Source organism: Streptomyces sp. CAI-85 (assembly GCF_013363615.1).
In the GTDB taxonomy this organism is placed as follows: Bacteria; Actinomycetota; Actinomycetes; order Streptomycetales; family Streptomycetaceae; genus Streptomyces; species Streptomyces antibioticus_B.
This window is the reverse complement of sequence record NZ_JAANNX010000082.1, coordinates 1-18,803: the sequence shown is the minus strand read 5'-3', so window position 1 is coordinate 18,803 and position 18,803 is coordinate 1. Positions and strand designations below refer to the sequence as shown.

Sequence of the window (18,803 nt, the reverse complement as noted above, 5' to 3'; positions counted from 1 at the left end):
TGATCTTGCCGTAGGTGCCGATCATGGCGACCTTGTCGGCGCCGTACTTCTCCGTCACGTACCGGATCACCTCGACGCGCCGGCGCTCGTCGAAGTCGATGTCGACATCGGGCATGGAGATGCGCTCGGGGTTGAGGAAGCGCTCGAAGATCAGGCCGTGCGGGATGGGGTCGAGGTCGGTGATGCCCATGGCGTACGCCACGATCGAGCCGGCCGCGGATCCTCGGCCGGGGCCGACCGCGATGCCCTGGCTCTTGGCCCACATGATGAAGTCGGCGACGACGAGGAAGTAGCCCGGGAAGCCCATCGAGATGATGGTGTCCATCTCGTACTCGACCTGCTTCATGCGGTCGTCCGGGATCCCGTCGGGGAAGCGGCGGTGCATGCCGCGCATGGTCTCCTCGCGGAACCAGGTGACCTCGGTGTAGCCCTCGGGGATGTCGAACTTCGGCATGAGGTTCTTGGCCTCGAACATGCCGGTGGTGTCGATCTGCTCGGCGACCAGGAGGGTGTTGGCGCAGCCCTCCTGCCAGGCGTCCGAGGAGTCGACGGCGTACATCTCCTCGGTGGACTTCAGGTAGTAGCCGGTGCCGTCGAACTTGAAGCGGTCGGGGTCGGAGAGGTTCTTGCCGGTCTGGATGCACAGCAGCGCGTCGTGGGCGGTGGCCTCGTGCGCGTAGGTGTAGTGCGAGTCGTTCGTCACCAGCGGGGGGATGCCGAGCTTCTTGCCGATCTCCAGCAGGCCGTCGCGGACCCGGTGCTCGATCTCGATGCCGTGGTCCATCAGCTCCAGGAAGTAGCGGTCCTTGCCGAAGATGTCCTGGTAGTCGGCGGCGGCCTTGAGCGCCTCGTCGAACTGGCCGAGGCGCAGCCGGGTCTGGAGCTCGCCGGAGGGGCAGCCGGTGGAGGCGATGAGCCCCTCGGACCACTGGGAGATGGTCTCCTTGTCCATCCGGGGCCACTTCTGGAGCCAGCCCTCGGCGTACGCGTCCGAGGACAGCTTGAAGAGGTTGTGCAGGCCGGTCGCGTTGGCCGCCCAGATCGTCTTGTGGGTGTAACCGCCGGAACCGGAGACGTCGTCGCGCTTCTGGTGCGGCTGGCCCCACTGGATCTTGCGCTTGTTGCGGCGCGACTCGGGGGCGACGTACGCCTCGATGCCGATGATCGGGGTGACCCCGGCCTTCTTCGCGGTGTGGAAGAAGTCGTACGCCCCGTGCAGGTTGCCGTGGTCGGACATGGCGATGTGGGTCATGCCCATCTCGTTGCACGCGTCGAACATGTCCTTCAGCCGCGCGGCACCGTCCAGCAGCGAGTACTGGGTGTGGACGTGCAGGTGCGTGAAGGGCGGCTTCGACACGGCGTGGCCTCCAAGGGAAACATTCGACGACGGCGGGGCGGACGGTCCGGGGGTCAGCGTCGAAGTCTATGCCTCACCACTGACACCCGCGGGCCTCCCCCGCGTACCTTCACAGCGGGGGACCGTGGGCACTTTCGTACGGCTCCGCCCGTTGGAGACGACAGAAACGCTGTCGTACATGTCATGCACCAGGAGGCACCCCGCGATGTCGGTTCCCCAGCTCGACGACGAGCAGCGCGGCGAGGAGATCCTCGCCGTCTTCGACACCGCCTTCGGCGAGCTCCTGGCCGCCGACCCGGCCGCGTTCCGGGTGAAGTTCCGCAAGATGGCGGCCTCGGCGTTCGCGTTCTACCGGGGCACGGCGGCCCTCTTCTACCACGACGTGGACGCGGAGAAGCGGGGCGGCCCGTTCCTGGACGAGCGCACCTCGCGCGTGTGGATCCACGGCGATCTGCACGCGGAGAACTTCGGCACGTACATGGACTCCACCGGCCGGCTGATCTTCAACGTCAACGACTTCGACGAGGCGTACGTCGGCCCCTTCACCTGGGACCTCAAGCGTTTCGCCGCCTCGATCGCCCTCATCGGGTACGCGAAGGCGCTCGGCGACGACCAGATCAGCGAGCTGGTGCGGGTGTACGCGGGCGCGTACCGCGAGCGCGTCCACGCCCTGGCCACCGGCGCCAAGAGCGACGAGGTGCCGCCGTTCACCCTGGACACCGCCCAGGGCCCGCTGCTCGACGCGCTGCGCGACGCCCGCTCCCTGACCCGCTTCGGGCTGCTGGACTCGATGACCGAGATCCGTGACTTCGAGCGCCGGTTCGCGCCGGGCGGCGGCTCCATCGAGCTGGACGCGGCCACCCGGTACAAGATCCTCGCCGCGTTCGACGGCTATCTGGAGACGCTGCCGGAGACCTCGCTGGCCCGCCCGGACTCGTACCGGGTGAAGGACGTCGTGGGGCGGCGCGGCATCGGGATCGGCTCGGCCGGCCTGCCGTCGTACAACATCCTCCTGGAGGGCCACAGCGACGCCCTGGAGAACGACGTCGTGATCTACATCAAGCAGGCCCAGACCCCGGCCGTCTCCCGGCACATCACGGATCCGGCGATCCGTGACTACTTCCGGCACGAGGGGCACCGCACGGTGATCTCGCAGCGCGCCCTGCAACAGCACGCGGACCCGTGGCTCGGCTGGACCGAGCTGGACGGCGCGGGGCAGCTCGTCGCCGAGGTCTCGCCGTACGCGGTCGACCTGGACTGGGGCGACATCGACGACCCGGAGGAGATCGCGGCGGTCGTCGCCGACCTGGGCCGGGCCACGGCCACCATGCACGCGGCGGCGGACGACACCTCGGGCGAGTCGCTGGTGCCGTTCTCCACCGAGCGCGCGATCGACGCGGCCCTCGCGGCCGACGAGGAGGGTTTCGCGCCGCTGCTGGTGGACTTCGCACACTCCTACGGCGCCCGGGCGCGCGCGGACCACCAGATCTTCGTGGACCTCTTCCGCAACGGCCGGATCCCGGGTCTCTAACGGTCCGCTTCCACAGGGTCCCTTTAGGGGTCCCTTACCGGAGCACGTGACACACTCTCTGCTGCTATGGACATATCCGGGACCCGACTCAGAGCCGTGCGCGCGGCGCTGTTCACGGCACTCGTCGTGACGCTCAGCACCGCGTCGCACGTCCTGCTGTCCCGGGCCCCGCTGCCGCTGAACACGGTGGCCGCCGTCGTGGTCGCCGTGTTCGTCCTCGCCTACGCGCTGGCCGGGCGGGAGCGCGGCTTCGGGCGGATCGCCGCCCTGCTGATCCCGCTGGAGCTGGCGGCCGACACCGTCTTCACCACCGGCCAGCACGTCTGTTACGGCAGCTCCGGCGGCCCGGTGGCGGGGCCGCTGGCCTCCGTCGGCTGGGACGTGCTGTGCGGTGACGGCACCGGGGTCGGCGCCCCGCTGGCCCAGGTCACCGGCACCGGCGCGCACACCGACGCGGCCACCGCCTGGCTGCTGCTCGGCGCGCACATCGGCGTCGGCCTGATCGCGGCGGCCTGGCTGCGCCGCGGTGAACGGGCGCTGGCCCAGCTCCTGCGGGCGGCCGGCGCGACGACCTTCCGGCCGCTGCTGACGGCCGTCGCCGCCGTGACCGTACGACGCGCCCCGGCAGCCCGCCGCCTGCCGCGGCCCGCGCACCGTACGGCCATCGCCCGCACCCTGCTCCTCGCGCACTCCCTGGGCCGCCGCGGACCGCCCCGCCGCACCGCCCTCGCCTGAGCGCCGCCGCCTTCGGCCCGGCCGCGAGCACGAGCAGTCCCCGACACGCAGAACCCCTCACCCCCGCGCACCCCCGTGCGCGTCCCCGATGGAGATCACCGACATGAGCAAGCGGAACACCCAGGCGGCGAAGACGGCGGCCCGAGAGCGGCTGCGCCTCGAACGCGAGCGCCAGGCCAAGCGCGCCAAGGCCAAGCGCCAGATCATCGTCGCCGCCTCGGCGGTGGCGGTCCTCGCCGCGGCGGGCGGGATAGGCTACGCGATCGTCCAGGCCAACAAGCCGAGCTACTGGGAAGAGGTGAAGGCCGACAAGGTCGTCGCTCCGGCCAACACCACCGGCACCGACGGCACCACGGTGACCATCGGCAAGAGCACCGCGAAGAAGACCCTCAAGATCTACGAGGACCCGCGCTGCCCCGTCTGCGCCCAGTTCGAACAGGCCGTCGGCCCGACCGTCGACAAGGACGTCGAGGCCGGCAAGTACAAGCTCCAGTACATCGGCGGCACGTTCCTCGACGGCGACTCGCTCGGCCAGGGCAAGGTCGGCTCCAACGGTGAGGGCTCCAAGAACGCGATGAGCGCCATGGGCGCCGCGCTCAACGTCAGCCCCGAGGCGTTCCTCGAGTACAAGACCGCCCTGTACTCGGCGAAGTGGCACCCGGCGGAGTCCGACGACAAGTTCAAGGGCGACGACTACCTCATCGAGGTCGCGAACTCCGTCCCGGCGCTCAAGAACAACAAGTCCTTCCAGAACGACGTCAAGAACGGCACGTACGACGCCTGGGCCCTGGCCATGTCCAAGACGTTCGACACCAACAAGGACGAGGTGACCGGTACACCGAGCTTCGTCATGGACGGCAAGAAGCTCGTCACGTCCGCGGGCAACCAGCCCATGACGGTCGACGAGTACAACGAGGTCGTGAGCGCGGCCCTGAAGGGCTGACCGGCACATCCCTCGGCGGCGGTCACTGTGGCACCCACGGTGACCGCCGCTCCCTGTTTTTTGACATATCTCCACGAGTCGTCATACATATGACACGTAAGACGATCTTGGGCTGACCACCCAACACACCATGGGGGTACGTACGTTGAAACGCGCACTCAGGACCTGGGGCGGGCTCCTCGCCGGAGGAACCGCAGCCGTGATGTTCGCCGCCGGACCGGCCGCCGCCGGCACGGACATCTACGTGAACACCACGGATCCCTTCAACTCCGCCGCCGCCGGCTTCGCCTCGGAGGGTGAGATATTCACTGTCTGCGACAACCGTGCCGACGGTCTGCGGGCCAGCGGCCACATCGGCTGGATCGAGCCCACCGCATCGCACTGGGTCAAGCTGGAGGACACGAACGGCGCGAACAACTCGTGCGCCACCAAGAACCTCGAGATCCGCGAGGGACTCAAGGTGACCATCGAGATCTGCGTCAAGGACGGCGCGAACGGGGACCCCAAGCACTGCGCGACCAAGCGGGGCGTCGCCTGACCCGGCCAGGGATATAACACTTGGCGAAAGTGAACGGAAAGGGCGGGCGAACTTTGTGAGTTCGCCCGCTCGGTCGTCGTACCGGTCAGTAATCTGCGGCCGTGACCAACAGTCGATACAGATCAACCGAGAGCACTGGCGCCCCCGTTGGGGGCCGCGCCCCGCTCGCCCCGCGTCGCCGTACGGTCGTCAAGGCCGCTGCCGCCACCGCCGTGCTCGCCGGCCCGCTCGCCGCCGCCGTTCCCGCCCGGGCCGCCGAGGCCCCCGTCTTCCAGCACGGTCTCGCCTCCGGCGACCCGCTGCCCGACGGCGTCCTGCTGTGGACGCGGGTCACGCCCACCGCGGAGGCGACCCCCGGCTCCGGAGCCGGCCCCGACACCCGGGTCGACTGGGTCGTCGCCCTGGACAAGGGGCTCACGAACATCGTGGCCAAAGGCTCCCTCACCGCTACCGCCGCCTCCGACCACACCGTGAAGGCCGACGTCCGCGGCCTCGCCCCGGCGACGGACTACTGGTTCCGCTTCTCCGCGAACGGCAGCGACTCCCCGGTGGCCCGCACCCGCACCGCCCCCGCGCCGGACGCGGCCGTGCCGGGCCTGCGCTTCGGCGTGGTCTCCTGCGCGAGCTGGGAGGCCGGTTACTTCTCCCCGTACCGCCATCTCGCCGCCCGCGGCGACCTCGACGCCTGGCTGCACCTCGGCGACTACATCTACGAGTACGGCACCGGCGAGTACGGCGCGCGCGGCACCGTGGTCCGCCCGACCTCGCCCACCCACGAGACCCTCACCCTCGCCGACTACCGCGTCCGGCACGGCAAGTACAAGACGGACCCCGACCTCCAGGCCCTGCACACCAAGGCGCCGGTCGTCGCGATCTGGGACGACCACGAGATCGCCAACGACACCTGGTCCGGCGGCGCCGAGAACCACACCGAGGGCGCCGAGGGCACCTGGGCGGCCCGTCAGGCGGCCGCCAAGCAGGCGTACTTCGAGTGGATGCCGGTCCGCCCCGCCCTCGCCGGAACCACCTACCGCCGGCTGCGCTTCGGCAAGCTCGCCGACCTCTCCCTGCTGGACCTGCGCTCCTTCCGCTCCCAGCAGGTCGGCATAGGCAACGGCTCCGTCGACGACCCGGAGCGCACCCTCACCGGCCGCGCCCAGCTCGACTGGCTGAAGGCAGGGCTGGCGTCCTCCGACACCACCTGGCGGCTGGTCGGCAACTCGGTGATGATCTCGCCGTTCGCGGTCGGCTCGCTCCCCGCCAGCCTGCTGCGGCCCCTCGCCAAGCTCCTCGGCCTCCCCCAGGAGGGCATCGCCCTCAACACCGACCAGTGGGACGGCTACACCGACGACCGCCGCGAACTCCTCGCCCATCTGCGCTCGAACGCCATCGGCAACACCGTCTTCCTGACCGGTGACATCCACATGGCGTGGGCCAACGACGTGCCCGTGGACGCCGGTACGTACCCGCTGTCGGCCTCCGCCGCCACGGAGTTCGTGGTCACCTCGGTGACCTCGGACAACCTGGACGACATCGTGAAGGTCCCCGAGGGCACGGTCTCCGTGATCGCCTCCCCACTCATCAAGGCCGCCAACCGGCACGTCCACTGGGTCGACACCGACCGCCACGGCTACGGCGTCCTGGACATCACCGCCGCCCGCGCGCAGATGGACTACTACGTCGTCTCCGACCGCACCAAGGCGAACGCGACCTCCTCCTGGTCCCGCTCCTACCGCACCCGCACCGGCACCCAGAAGGTCGAGCGCACCTACGACCCGGTCTGATCCCCCGGGTCCCCCGGGTCCGCGAGCGAGTCGAGGAAGCCGAGCGCCACCCGCCAGGTGGCCTCGGCGGCCTCCTCGTCGTAGTCGGGCAGGCCGGGGTCGGTGTACAGGTGGCCGGCGCCCGGGTAGCGGTAGACCTCCACGTCGGCGCCCGCCCTGCCCATCTGGAGGTACCAGGCGCTCAGCCAGTCGTCCGTCTCGAACGGGTCCGGCTCGGCCACGTGCAACTGCACCGGCAGACCGTCCGCCGAGGCGTTCGGCGCGAGGTCGGAGGTGCCGTGCAGAAGGAGCAGGCCGCGTGCCTTGTCGTCGCCGAGGGCGAGGGTCTGCGCGATCGACGCGCCGAGCGACAGCCCGGCGTACACCAGCCCCCGGTCCGAGTAGGGCGCGGCGGCCAGCACGGCCCGTCTGAGCAGCTCGTCCTTGCCGATCTCCGTGTTGTGGGCCATGCCCTCCTCGGCCGAGTCGAACGTGCGCCCCTCGAAGAGGTCGGGCGTCCACACCTGGTGCCCGGCGGCGCGCAGCCGGTCCGCCGCCGCGCGCACCGCGGGCCGCGGGCCGTAGGCCGAGTGAAAGAGCATGATGTTCATGCCGCCATGGTGCCAGCCGCCACCGACAACTCCCCGCGCACGTCCCGGTACGGAAGTCACATGTTCAAGGCCCCGCGGTCGCGGTTACGTTCGTTGGCATGGAGAACCTGCTCCGACCCCTGATCGTGGTCGGCGGCTCGGTCGTACTGACACTGCTCATCGGCTGGGCCACCGACCTTCTGCTGCGCAAGGCCGACGCGCGGCACGGCGAGACCCCCCTGTGGGGTCTGCTGCGCCGCGGCCGCATCCCCTATCAACTCGTGCTGTGCGCGGCGCTGCTGAGAGGCTCGTACGACCAGGCGCGCCTGCTGGAGGAACACCGCGTCGGCATCGGCCGGACGCTCACCCTGGTGCTGATCGGCGCCGCCGCCTGGCTGGTGATCCGGATCGCGGCGGCCGTCGTCGAGACCTCGTACTCCCGCTACGCGCGCGTGCACCGCGACGCCGCCCGGGTCCGCCGGGTGCGCACCCAGGTGTCGCTGATCATGCGGGTGGTGGCGGCCGTCGTCGGGGTGGTGGCGGTGGCGGCGATGCTGCTGACGTTCCCCGCGATGCGCGCGGCCGGCGCCTCGCTGCTGGCCTCGGCCGGTGTCCTCGGCATCGTCGCCGGTGTGGCTGCCCAGTCGACGCTGAGCAACATGTTCGCCGGGCTCCAGATCGCCTTCGGCGACATGGTGCGGATCGGCGACACCGTGGTGGTGGACGGCGAGTGGGGCACCGTCGAGGAGATCACGCTGACCTTTCTGACGGTGCGGACCTGGGACGAGCGCCGGATCACCATGCCGGTGTCGTACTTCACGTCGAAGCCGTTCGAGAACTGGTCGCGCGGCACCCCGCAGATGACCGGCATCGTCTACTGGCACGTGGACCACACGGCCCCGGTGGAGGCGATGCGCGAGAAGCTCCGCGACATCCTGCGCGAGTGCCCCGCCTGGGACGGCCGCGCCTGCGGTCTGAACGTGACGGACACCACCCCGAACACCATGCAGGTCCGGGCCCTGGTGACGGCGAAGGACGCCGACGACATCTGGACGGTACGGGTCACGGTCCGCGAGCAGATGATCCGCTGGCTGGCGCAGGAGCATCCGTACGCGCTGCCGCGGGTCAACACGGCCGACGCCGCACCGGCCCCGGGCCGCGTCCCCGGACCGTCGCCCTCGCCGGACGGCGCGGCCCGCCGGGTCCACGAACCGCCCCGCACGAGCCGCTGAGACACACCCCGCGCGGGGCTCCTTCCGTGGAAAGGGGCCCCGCGCGGGCTCTTCATTTCAGGCTGCGGACGTCCAGTTGCCGCAGCACCCGGTCCACGATCTCCGGATCCGCGCCCGGCTCGCTGCGCGCGGCCAGCACCTCGTGCCGGGCGGCGCTCATCATCTCCGCCTGGATCCGCCGCAGCCGCTTCAGCCGCCGCACCCGGTGCTCGTGCCCCTCCCGGCGCTCGTCCTCGCCCATGTCCGGGCTGATCCGCACCCCGATCTCGAAGGCCCGCCGCAGGAGTTGCTCGGACAGTTCCTCCGGCAGCTCCTCCACCGACTCGATCTCCCGCAGCCGCCGTTTCGCCGCCTTGGCCGCCCGCACCGCCAGCTCCCGTTCCAGCTCCTGCTCCCGCTCGCTGTCGGCCCGCACCCCGAGCCGGCGCACCAGCCACGGCAGCGTCAGCCCCTGCACCACCAGCGTCGCCATGATCACCCCGAAGGCGATGAAGACGATCTCGTCCCGGTCGGGGAACGGCCCCCCGTCGTCCGTGCTCAGCGGGATCGCGAGCGCCAGCGCCACCGACGCCACCCCGCGCATCCCGGACCACCACATGACCACGGTCTCCCGCCAGCTCATCGGGATGTCCTCGTCGTAGTCCCGCCGCGCGTGCATCCGCTGGGTCAGCCAGGTCGCGGGCAGCAGCCACAGCAGCCGTACGACGATCACCACGGCCACCACGATCCCCGCCCAGCCGAGCATCTCGCCCCACCGCCCGGACGCGGTACGGATCGCGTTGTGCAGCTCCAGGCCGATCAGCCCGAACGCCACGCCCGTCACCAGCGTGTCGACGATGTCCCAGAAGGCGTGCCCGGCGAGCCGGGTCAGCACGTCGTCGGGGTCGGTGGCGTACTCGGCGAGGAAGAGCGCGCAGGTCAGCACGGCCAGCACCCCGGATCCGTGCAGCTCCTCGGCCAGCACGTACGCCGCGTACGGCACCAGCAGGGTGAGCCCGATCTGGAGGGTGGCGTCGCCGAGCAGGTCCATCAGCCGGTTGGCGCCCCAGCCGAGCCCGACGCCCACGGCGACGGCGACCACGGCGGACAGCACCAGTTCGAGCGCGGCCGTCGAGGGCGTGAAGTCCCCGCTGACGGCGGCGGCGATCGCCACGTGGTAGAGCACGATGGCGGTGACGTCGTTGAAGAGCCCCTCGCCCTCCAGGATGGAGACCAGCCGGCGGGGCAGCCCGAGCTGGCCGGCGACGGCGGTCGCGGCCACCGGGTCGGGCGGCGCCACGAGCGCCCCCAGCGCGACCGCGGCGGCCAGCGGCAGCCCGGGCACCACCGCGTGCGCGACGGCGGCCACGGAGAAGGTGGTGACGAACACCAGCGCCACGGCCAGCAGGAAGATCGGCCGTTTGTTGGCCGCGAACTGCCGCCACGAGGTCCGGCGCACGGCCGCGTAGAGCAGGGGCGGCAGCAGCAGGGGGAGGATCAGCTCGGGCGGGATGTCGACGTTCGGCACGAAGGGCAGCACCGCGAGGACGATCCCGAGCAGTGTCATCAGGACCGGCGAGGGAAGCCCGAACCGGTCGCCGACCGGCACGCTCACCACGGCCCCGAGCAACAGGACGAACAACAGGGCAAGCTGATCCACGGTCAGCGCTCCCGGGGGCTAGACGATCAAGAGCGACCAGACCCCCAGCCTCGCACGGCCCCGCCCGGCTACAGCGAACGCCGCATCGACCGGTGCGGAATCCCCGCCTCGATGTCCTCGGGACCGTACGCCTCGTACCCCAGCCGCTCGTAGAACCCGAGCGCCTGGGTCTGCGCGTGCAGGTCGACCGCCGTGAGGCCACGCGCGCGTGCCGCCTCCTCGACGGCCCGCACCAGCGCGACGCCGACCCCGAGCCCGCGCGCCTCACGCGTCACGGCGAGCCGCCCGAGCGAGCCGACCGACGGATCCCCGCCGGTCTTCTCCCCGGCCACCTCGGGGCCGTACAGCAGCCGTCCGGCGCCCAGCGGTACGCCGTCCTCGCGGATCGCCAGCACATGCACCGCGCCCGCGTCGTACGCGTCGTACTCCAGGTCCTCCGGGACGCCCTGCTCGCGGACGAAGACCTCCTTGCGCACCGCGAAGCACGCCTCCCGGTCGGCGGGGTCCTCGGCGACGCGGACCGTGTACGCGTGCGTGCCGCTCATCCGTACGTCTCCTCGCGGACCTGGTCCAGGGCCTGCTGGAGGTCGGCCGGGTAGTCGCTGGAGAACTCCACCCACTGCCCGTCGCCGGGGTGCTCGAAGCCCAGCCGCACCGCGTGCAGCCACTGGCGGGTCAGCTTCAGCCGCTTGGCGAGCGTCGGGTCGGCGCCGTAGGTGAGATCGCCGACGCAGGGGTGCCGGTGGGCGGACATGTGCACCCGGATCTGGTGGGTGCGGCCCGTCTCCAGCTTCACGTCGAGCAGGGAGGCGGCGCGGAACGCCTCGATCAGGTCGTAGTGCGTGACGGACGGCTTGCCGTCGGCCGTGACGGCCCACTTGTAGTCGTGGTTCGGGTGCCGGCCGATGGGGGCGTCGATGGTGCCGCTGGTCGGGTCCGGGTGGCCCTGCACGAGCGTGTGGTAGCGCTTGTCGACCGTGCGCTCCTTGAACTGGCGCTTGAGCGAGGTGTACGCGCGCTCCGACTTGGCGACCACCATCAGACCGGAGGTGCCCACGTCGAGCCGGTGCACGATGCCCTGGCGCTCGGCGGCACCGGAGGTGGAGATGCGGTAGCCGGCGGCCGCGAGACCGCCGATGACGGTCGGGCCGTTCCAGCCGGGCGAGGGGTGCGCGGCCACACCGACGGGCTTGACGATCACGACGATGTCGTCGTCGTCGTGCACGATCTCCATGCCCTCGACCGGCTCGGCGACGATCTGCACGGGCGCGGGCGCCTGCGGCATCTCGACCTCCAGCCAGGCCCCGCCGCTGACCCGCTCGGACTTGCCCACCACCGAGCCGTCGACCGAGACCTTCCCCGCGGCGGCCAGCTCCGCCGCCTTGGTACGGGAGAAGCCGAACATGCGGGAGATGGCGGCGTCGACGCGCTCGCCCTCCAGGCCGTCCGGCACGGGCAGGGTACGGATCTCGGGAATCGTGCTCACCCGTCGAGTATGCCGGACGCCTCCGACAGCCCCGAAAATCCGCCTCAGTCCTTGTGGACCGTCCCGTCGGGGTCGAGGCCCTTGAAGGACAGCAGCACGATCAGGATGCCGCCGCAGACGATCGCCGAGTCCGCGAGGTTGAAGACCGCGAAGTGCTTCGGCGCGATGAAGTCGACCACCGCGCCCTCGAAGACGCCCGGCGAGCGGAAGATCCGGTCGGTGAGGTTGCCGAGGGCGCCGCCCAGCAGCAGGCCCAGCGCGATCGCCCAGGGCAGGCTGTACAGCTTGCGGGCCAGCCGCGCGATCACCACGATCACCGCCGCCGCGATCACCGTGAAGATGATCGTGAATGCCTCGCCGAAGCCGAAGGCCGCGCCCGCGTTGCGGATGGCCTCGAACCGCAGCCAGTCGCCGACGATCTCGATCGGCGGATGGTGCTCCAGCTTGGCGACCACGATCATCTTGCTGATCAGGTCGATGGCGTACGCGAACGCTGCCACGGCGAACAGCACGGCGATACGACGCCTGCCGCGGGGCCGCGGCGCGGCATCCTGCCGTCCGTCCGCACCGGACGACTCCTCCGGCTCGGCTCCCGCCGCCTCCGGGGTGTCCGGCGTACCGATGATGCGCTCCGCCTCTGCCACGTGAGTCCCTCAACCTAGGTACCTGACTGAGGACGAGGGTACGACACGCCGTGCGACCTCGGCGTGATCAGTACCGCCGCTCCTGCTTCTGCTTGCACTCGACACACAGCGTGGCCCGGGGGAACGCCTGCATCCTGGCCTTGCCGATCGCGTTGCCGCAGTTCTCGCACAGACCGTACGTGCCCGCGTCGAGCCGCTCCAGGGCGTGCTCCGTCTGGATCAGCATCTCGCGCGCGTTGGCGGCCAGCGCCAGCTCGCTCTCCCGGGTGATGTTCTTGGTGCCGGTGTCCGCCTGGTCGTCGCCCGCGCCGTCCCCCGAGTCCCGCATCAGGCCCGCCAGGGCCGTCTCAGAGGTGGCCAGCTCCGTGTGCAGCCGCGCCTGCTCGGACTGGAGCTCCGCGCGGGCCTCCTCGACCTCCTCGGGCGTCCAGGGGTCCTCACCGGGGCGCACCGCCAGATCGCCGGGTTCCGCCGCAGCGAGGCGTGCCTTGGGAACAGCGGTCTTCGCCGCCGCCGTGGCCGTGCCTGGAGTCTTCTTCGCAACCACAGTCGTGGCTCCCGTCTGCTCCGCGGCCGAGGCCGCGCCCACCTTCTTGGCCGTGCTCTTCTTTCCCGCCCTGCCCTGGGCCACGCCTGCTTCTCCGACGCCGGCCGTTCCGGCGACGCCCTCTCCGGCACCGCCTTTCCGAGCCGCCACCTTTTTCGCGGGTGCCTTGGCCGGCGCTTCGGCCGGTGCCTTCTTGGCAGCCGTCTTCTTGGCTGAGGTCTTCTTGGCTGAGGTCTTCTTGGCGGCCGCCTTCTTGGCAGCGGCCTTTTTCGCGGCCGGCTTCTTTGCCGCAGGCTCCTTCGCAGCCGGCTTCTTCGCCGTCTGCTTCTTCGCCGGTGCCGCGTCGGCGTGCGCCGTCCCGGCGGCCGGCCTTCCCCCGGCCGGCTCCTTCGCCGCCGCCTCCTCGGCACCCGCCTTCCTGGCACCCGCCTTCTCGGGGCCCGCCCGCTGGGGACTCGCCCTCTCGGCGGCCGCTTTCCCCGCACCCGACGTCTTCGAGGCCGGCGCCGCGGAGACCTGCACCGCCTTCTCGGCGGCGGCCTTCCCGGGCCTCGCCCTCCCGTCGGCCCCCTTCGTGACCGCCTTTCCACGTGCGGCCGCGGCGCGCCCGGCGCCGCCGGACGTACCCCCGGACCGGCCCGTCGCCGGGTGTTGTGCGGCGGTCTTCTTCGCCACCATGGCCGCGGCCCCTTCACATACTGTGATCTTGCTCGCGAATCGTGCTGGGACGATAAATCGACCCGAGGGCCGCGGCAACGGGGCACACCGCCCGGATCGCCCGCCTCGCGCACGCCCCGCGGCAAGCCTGCCTGCGTTGTGCCCAGCTCCCCGCGGGGTAATCCGCCCCGCCGACCACGCCGAGATCCGAACACGAGTTCCCTCCGCACGCACCTCCAATCGGGTCAACCCGGACCGGCCGTAAACCGGTCGGCCGCTGTCGGTGCGGCGCCGTACACTGGGCGGAGCGAAAAGCATGGATGGGGACGAGTAGCGGCGTACGCAGCCCAGAGCGACCCGGGGACGGTGGGAGCCCGGGGGCCGGCGCGACGTGAAGATCACCCCGGAGCCGCCGGAAGAAAGCCGCAGGGACCCACCTCGGCGAGTAGACCCGGTATCGCGACCCCAATGAGGGGGCTCGCCGACGCACACCCCGCGTCGGAGGGCCAAGGAGGGTGGTACCGCGGGAGCGCGCCGAAACCGGCGTAAGGAAGACTCGGCTCTCGTCCCTCCGGACGGAAGGCAGCAAGTCCGCCGGAGGAAGCTCGCTGATGACAACGCCGACGTACCGCCAGGTACCCGCCCAGGTCGACCTGCCCGCCCTCGAGCACGCCGTGCTCGACTTCTGGCGCGAGCAGAAGATCTTCGCCAAGAGCCTGGAGCAGTCCGAGGGCCGCCCCGAATGGGTGTTCTACGAGGGCCCGCCCACCGCCAACGGCATGCCCGGCGCCCACCACATCGAGGCGCGCGTCTTCAAGGACGTCTTCCCCCGCTTCCGCACCATGCGCGGCTACCACGTGGCCCGCAAGGCCGGCTGGGACTGCCACGGCCTCCCCGTGGAGCTGGCCGTCGAGAAGGAGCTGGGCTTCTCCGGCAAGAAGGACATCGAGGCGTACGGCATCGCCGCGTTCAACGACCGGTGCCGCGAGTCCGTCCTGCGCCACACCGACGCCTTCTCCGAGCTGACGACCCGCATGGGCTACTGGGTCGACCTCGACGACGCGTACGTCACGATGGACCCCGAGTACATCGAGTCGGTCTGGTGGTCGCTCAAGGAGATCTTCGACAAGGGCCTCCTGGTCCAGGACCACCGCGTCGCCCCCTGGTGTCCGCGCTGCGGCACCGGCCTCTCCGACCACGAGCTGGCGCAGGGCTACGAGACGGTCGTCGACCCGTCCGTGTACGTCCGTTTCCCGCTCACCTCCGGTCCGCTCGCCGGCCGGGCCTCCCTCGTGGTCTGGACGACGACCCCCTGGACCCTGGTCTCCAACACGGCCGTGGCCGCGCACCCCGACGTCACCTATGTCGTCGCCACCGACGGCGAGGAGCAGCTCGTCGTCGCCGAACCGCTGCTCGCCAAGGCGCTCGGCGAGGGCTGGGAGCCCACCGGCGAGACCTTCACCGGCGCCGAGATGGAGCGCTGGACCTATCAACGTCCGTTCGAGCTCGTGGAGTTCCCCGCCGAGGCGCACTACGTCGTCAACGCCGAGTACGTCACCACCGAGGACGGCACCGGTCTGGTCCACCAGTCCCCCGCCTTCGGTGAGGACGACCTCAAGGTCTGCCGCTCCTACGGCCTGCCCGTGGTCAACCCGGTCCGCCCGGACGGCACGTTCGAGGAGTCCGTCCCGCTGGTCGGCGGCGTCTTCTTCAAGAAGGCGGACGAACGGCTCACCGAGGACCTCCAGGAGCGCGGTCTGCTCTTCCGGCACATCCCGTACGAGCACAGCTACCCGCACTGCTGGCGCTGCCACACCGCGCTGCTCTACTACGCGCAGCCCTCCTGGTACATCCGCACGACGGCCGTCAAGGACCGCCTCCTCCAGGAGAACGAGAAGACCAACTGGTTCCCCGACACGGTCAAGCACGGCCGCTTCGGCGACTGGCTGAACAACAACATCGACTGGGCGCTGTCCCGCAGCCGTTACTGGGGCACCCCGCTGCCGATCTGGCGCTGCGAGGACGACCACCTCACCGTCGTCGGCTCCCGCGCGGAGCTGAGCGAGCTGACCGGCACCGACCAGTCCGAGCTGGACCCGCACCGCCCGTTCATCGACGAGGTCACCTTCGCCTGCCCGCAGTGCGCGAAGACGGCCACGCGCGTGCCAGAGGTCATCGACGCCTGGTACGACTCGGGTTCGATGCCGTTCGCGCAGTGGGGCTACCCGTACAAGAACAAGGAACTCTTCGAGTCCCGCTACCCGGCGCAGTTCATCTCCGAGGCCATCGACCAGACCCGCGGCTGGTTCTACACCCTCATGGCCGTCGGCACGCTGGTCTTCGACAGGTCGTCGTACGAGAACGTGGTCTGCCTCGGCCACATCCTCGCCGAGGACGGCCGCAAGATGTCCAAGCACCTGGGCAACATCCTCCAGCCGATCCCGCTGATGGACCAGCACGGCGCCGACGCGGTCCGCTGGTTCATGGCGGCCGGCGGCTCCCCGTGGGCGGCCCGCCGCGTCGGCCACGGCACCATCCAGGAGGTCGTCCGCAAGACGCTCCTGACGTACTGGAACACGGTCGCCTTCCAGGCCCTGTACGCCCGTACGTCCGGCTGGGCGCCCTCCGGGGCCGACCCGGCGCCGGCCGAGCGCCCGCTGCTCGACCGCTGGCTGCTCTCCGAACTGCACGCGCTCACCGACCAGGTCACCCAGGCCCTGGAGGCGTACGACACCCAGCGCGCCGGCAAGCTCCTCTCGGCGTTCGTCGACGACCTGTCCAACTGGTACGTGCGCCGCTCGCGCCGCCGCTTCTGGCAGGGCGACAAGGCCGCGCTGCGCACCCTGCACGAGGTCGTGGAGACGGTCACCAAGCTGATGGCCCCGCTGACCCCGTTCATCACCGAGCGGGTCTGGCAGGACCTGATCGTGCCGGTCACCCCGGGCGCCCCGGAGTCGGTCCACCTCTCGTCCTGGCCGGAGGCGGACCTCTCCGCCATCGACCCGGAGCTGTCGAAGCAGATGGTCCTGGTCCGCCGGCTGGTGGAGCTGGGCCGCGCCACGCGCGCGGAGTCGGGTGTGAAGACCCGGCAGCCGCTGCGGCGCGCGCTCGTCGCGGCCACCGGTTTCGACGCCCTCTCCCCCGAACTGCGCGCGCAGATCACGGAGGAGCTGAACGTCGAGTCCCTGGCGTCCCTGTCGGAGGTGGGCGGCTCGCTGGTCGACACCACCGCCAAGGCCAACTTCCGGGCCCTGGGCAAGCGGTTCGGCAAGCGCGTCCAGGACGTGGCGAAGGCGGTCGCGAACGCCGAGGCGGCCGCGCTCTCCCTCGCCCTGCGCGAGGGCACCGCGTCGGTGGAGGTCGACGGCGAGACGATCACCCTCGCCCCGGACGAGGTGATCATCACGGAGACCCCGCGCGAGGGCTGGTCGGTGGCGTCCGACGCCGGTGCCACGGTCGCCCTCGACCTGGAGATCACCGAGGACCTGCGGCGCGCGGGCCTGGCCCGGGACGCGATCCGGCTGATCCAGGAGGCCCGCAAGAACAGCGGACTCGACGTGGCCGACCGGATCGCGCTGCGCTGGACCGCGACCGACCCGGCCACCGTCGACGCCCTGACCGGTCACTCCGGTCTGATCGCCGACGAGGTCCTCGCCACGGACTTCGCCCGGGGTGAGGCGGACGACACATTCGGGACGCCGTTCTCGGACGAGGCGCTGACGCTGGAGTTCCGTCTGCGCAAGGCGTAACACCCGTCACACCGAGGGCCCGGCCCCCTGGAGAACACCCAGGGAGCCGGGCCCTTCGCCGTTCCCGTTCTCGTGTCCAGTGGCCCGAATCACCCGTCGGCGCACACAAAAGGGCGGGACCCCGGATCGAATCCGGGGTCCCGCCCTTTGAACGCTGCCGACGCCTAAGGCGTACTACAGGCCGTCAGTTGTCGTCCTCGTCGATGAGGAAGCCGCGCATCGGCGAGGGAGCCTGGCCCATCGGGGAGGGACCCTGCGGACGCACCGGCGCCATCGGCTGAGTCATCGCCGGCGACATCTGCTGCTGACCGCCGTAGGACGGCGCGGCGGGGCTGGGAGCCCCCATGCCGGAACCCATTCCCGAGCCCATGCCCGGCGCACCGGCGCCGTAGGACGGGGCACTCGCGCCGGCCGGAGCCATGGAGGGCGCCGGGGACGGCGGCAGCGAGGCCGCTGCCGGGGTGCGCGGCGGAGCGAGCGAGTCGTCGGCCTGGGTCTCGAGCTGACGGAGCTGGGACTCCAGGTAGGACTTCAGGCGCGTACGGTACTCGCGCTCGAAGCCGCGCAGGTCCTCGACCTTGCGCTCCAGCGTGGCGCGGGCGGACTCCAGGGAGCCCATCGCGACACGGTGCTTCTCCTGCGCGTCCCGCTCCAGGGCGTCGGCCTTGGCACGGGCGTCCCGCTCCAGACCCTCGGCGCGGCTGCGGGCCTCACCGACGATCTTGTTGGCCTCGGAACGGGCCTCGGCGATCGCCTGGTCGGCGGTCTGCTGGGCCAGCGAGAGGACACGGGCGGCGCTGTCGCCACCGGGGCCCTGACCGGGGCCGCCCATCGGACCGCCGCCCATGGGACCACCCATGGGGCCGCCCATCGGGCCACCCATCTGCTGCTGCATCGGAGGCTGGCCGCCCATGGGGCCCTGCCCCATCGGACCCTGACCCATGGGGCCCTGGCCCATCGGACCCTGACCCATCGGGCCGGGACCCTGGGGACCGCCCTGGCCGCCACCGGGGCCGGCCGGAAGCTGCGGGGCACCGCTCGGCAACTGGGGCGGGCCACCCATGGGGCCACCCATCTGCTGCTGCGGCGGGCCCGATATGCCGGCGGGCACCGGAGCGCCGGGACCTCGCATGCCCTGCTGCGGCATTCCCTGCGGGGGCATCCCCTGCGGAGGCATGCCCTGCTGGGGCATCCCCTGCTGCGGCATGCCGCCCTGCTGCTGGTCCTGCTCCGGAGGCTTGCGCATGTTCTGCTGGTTCTGGGCAGCAGCGCGCGTGGCCGCGGCCAGTTTGGCCCGCAGGTCCTCGTTCTCACGGAGAAGTCGGGTCAGTTCGGCTTCGACCTCGTCGAGGAAGGCATCGACCTCGTCCTCGTCATAGCCTTCTCGGAGGC

15 protein-coding genes are annotated in these 18,803 nt (G+C 71.1%); 7 read left to right on the top strand and 8 right to left on the bottom strand.

Annotation, left to right across the window (positions count from 1 at the left end; genetic code table 11):
• Nucleotides 1–1,357 (bottom strand): DNA polymerase III subunit alpha (dnaE, locus tag G6W55_RS34380; protein WP_175524583.1); only part of this gene is annotated, 1,357 nt, incomplete at its 3' end.
• 205 nt (nucleotides 1,358–1,562) lie between these two features.
• Here dnaE and G6W55_RS34375 point away from each other — a divergent pair.
• From G6W55_RS34375 to G6W55_RS34355, 5 genes are all read left to right on the top strand, one after another.
• Nucleotides 1,563–2,888, top strand: coding sequence for a DUF2252 domain-containing protein (locus G6W55_RS34375; RefSeq protein ID WP_175524582.1), 1,326 nt, complete (start codon nucleotides 1,563–1,565; stop codon nucleotides 2,886–2,888).
• A gap of 66 nt (nucleotides 2,889–2,954) precedes the next feature.
• The gene (locus G6W55_RS34370) at nucleotides 2,955–3,623 is read left to right on the top strand and encodes a hypothetical protein (protein ID WP_175524581.1); all 669 of its coding nucleotides are present in this window, start codon (nucleotides 2,955–2,957) and stop codon (nucleotides 3,621–3,623) included.
• A 103-nt stretch (nucleotides 3,624–3,726) separates the two neighbouring features.
• Nucleotides 3,727–4,566, top strand: coding sequence for a thioredoxin domain-containing protein (locus G6W55_RS34365; protein WP_175524580.1), 840 nt, complete (start codon nucleotides 3,727–3,729; stop codon nucleotides 4,564–4,566).
• A gap of 130 nt (nucleotides 4,567–4,696) precedes the next feature.
• Nucleotides 4,697–5,104: a hypothetical protein gene (locus G6W55_RS34360; protein WP_175524579.1), complete on the top strand. Its 408-nt coding sequence runs from the start codon at nucleotides 4,697–4,699 to the stop codon at nucleotides 5,102–5,104.
• A 101-nt stretch (nucleotides 5,105–5,205) separates the two neighbouring features.
• Nucleotides 5,206–6,888 carry an alkaline phosphatase gene (locus G6W55_RS34355; protein ID WP_175524578.1) on the top strand — a complete coding sequence of 561 codons (1,683 nt, stop codon included), beginning with the start codon at nucleotides 5,206–5,208 and terminating at the stop codon, nucleotides 6,886–6,888.
• Here G6W55_RS34355 and G6W55_RS34350 read toward each other — a convergent pair.
• Nucleotides 6,873–7,478, bottom strand: a complete 606-nt coding sequence (locus G6W55_RS34350) for a dienelactone hydrolase family protein (RefSeq protein WP_175524577.1) — start codon at nucleotides 7,476–7,478, stop codon at nucleotides 6,873–6,875. The two genes, G6W55_RS34355 and G6W55_RS34350, sit on opposite strands and share 16 nt — an antisense overlap.
• 98 nt (nucleotides 7,479–7,576) lie before the next feature.
• Between G6W55_RS34350 and G6W55_RS34345 the strand changes: the two genes are divergently transcribed.
• On the top strand, nucleotides 7,577–8,689 hold the full coding sequence (locus tag G6W55_RS34345) for a mechanosensitive ion channel family protein (RefSeq protein WP_175524576.1): 1,113 nt from the start codon (nucleotides 7,577–7,579) through the stop codon (nucleotides 8,687–8,689).
• A gap of 52 nt (nucleotides 8,690–8,741) precedes the next feature.
• Here G6W55_RS34345 and G6W55_RS34340 read toward each other — a convergent pair whose 3' ends face one another.
• The 5 genes from G6W55_RS34340 to G6W55_RS34320 all read right to left on the bottom strand — a co-directional run bounded on the left by G6W55_RS34340 (nucleotide 8,742) and on the right by G6W55_RS34320 (nucleotide 13,683).
• Nucleotides 8,742–10,328, bottom strand: coding sequence for a Na+/H+ antiporter (locus G6W55_RS34340; protein ID WP_175524575.1), 1,587 nt, complete (start codon nucleotides 10,326–10,328; stop codon nucleotides 8,742–8,744).
• Between the two features lie 68 nt (nucleotides 10,329–10,396).
• Nucleotides 10,397–10,873, bottom strand: coding sequence for a GNAT family N-acetyltransferase (locus G6W55_RS34335; RefSeq protein ID WP_175524574.1), 477 nt, complete (start codon nucleotides 10,871–10,873; stop codon nucleotides 10,397–10,399).
• On the bottom strand, nucleotides 10,870–11,814 hold the full coding sequence (locus G6W55_RS34330; RefSeq protein WP_175524573.1) for an RluA family pseudouridine synthase: 945 nt from the start codon (nucleotides 11,812–11,814) through the stop codon (nucleotides 10,870–10,872). The genes G6W55_RS34335 and G6W55_RS34330 overlap by 4 nt, the downstream gene beginning before the upstream one ends.
• 44 nt (nucleotides 11,815–11,858) lie before the next feature.
• On the bottom strand, nucleotides 11,859–12,458 hold the full coding sequence (lspA, locus tag G6W55_RS34325; RefSeq protein ID WP_030794104.1) for a signal peptidase II: 600 nt from the start codon (nucleotides 12,456–12,458) through the stop codon (nucleotides 11,859–11,861).
• A gap of 67 nt (nucleotides 12,459–12,525) precedes the next feature.
• Nucleotides 12,526–13,683, bottom strand: a complete 1,158-nt coding sequence (locus G6W55_RS34320; protein ID WP_175524572.1) for a TraR/DksA family transcriptional regulator — start codon at nucleotides 13,681–13,683, stop codon at nucleotides 12,526–12,528.
• A gap of 590 nt (nucleotides 13,684–14,273) precedes the next feature.
• On the opposite strand from G6W55_RS34320, the gene ileS reads away from it, so the two are divergent.
• Entirely contained in the window at nucleotides 14,274–17,411 is a 3,138-nt protein-coding gene (gene ileS, locus G6W55_RS34315; protein ID WP_175524571.1) for an isoleucine--tRNA ligase, read from the top strand.
• 184 nt (nucleotides 17,412–17,595) lie between these two features.
• Here ileS and G6W55_RS34310 read toward each other — a convergent pair.
• On the bottom strand, nucleotides 17,596–18,803 hold a 1,208-nt coding region (locus tag G6W55_RS34310; RefSeq protein ID WP_175524570.1), incomplete at its 5' end, for a V-type ATP synthase subunit E.

What these genes read in the sequence shown, in the direction of transcription:
- G6W55_RS34365 (WP_175524580.1), top strand. Translation starts at nt 3,727, where the DNA reads ATGAGCAAGCGGAACACCCAGGCGGCGAAGACGGCGGCCCGAGAGCGG.
- G6W55_RS34345 (WP_175524576.1), top strand. Translation starts at nt 7,577, where the DNA reads ATGGAGAACCTGCTCCGACCCCTGATCGTGGTCGGCGGCTCGGTCGTA.
- G6W55_RS34335 (WP_175524574.1), bottom strand. Translation starts at nt 10,873, where the DNA reads ATGAGCGGCACGCACGCGTACACGGTCCGCGTCGCCGAGGACCCCGCC.
- G6W55_RS34375 (WP_175524582.1), top strand. Translation starts at nt 1,563, where the DNA reads ATGTCGGTTCCCCAGCTCGACGACGAGCAGCGCGGCGAGGAGATCCTC.
- G6W55_RS34320 (WP_175524572.1), bottom strand. Translation starts at nt 13,683, where the DNA reads ATGGTGGCGAAGAAGACCGCCGCACAACACCCGGCGACGGGCCGGTCC.
- G6W55_RS34360 (WP_175524579.1), top strand. Translation starts at nt 4,697, where the DNA reads ATGGGGGTACGTACGTTGAAACGCGCACTCAGGACCTGGGGCGGGCTC.
- ileS (WP_175524571.1), top strand. Translation starts at nt 14,274, where the DNA reads ATGACAACGCCGACGTACCGCCAGGTACCCGCCCAGGTCGACCTGCCC.
- G6W55_RS34370 (WP_175524581.1), top strand. Translation starts at nt 2,955, where the DNA reads ATGGACATATCCGGGACCCGACTCAGAGCCGTGCGCGCGGCGCTGTTC.
- G6W55_RS34350 (WP_175524577.1), bottom strand. Translation starts at nt 7,478, where the DNA reads ATGAACATCATGCTCTTTCACTCGGCCTACGGCCCGCGGCCCGCGGTG.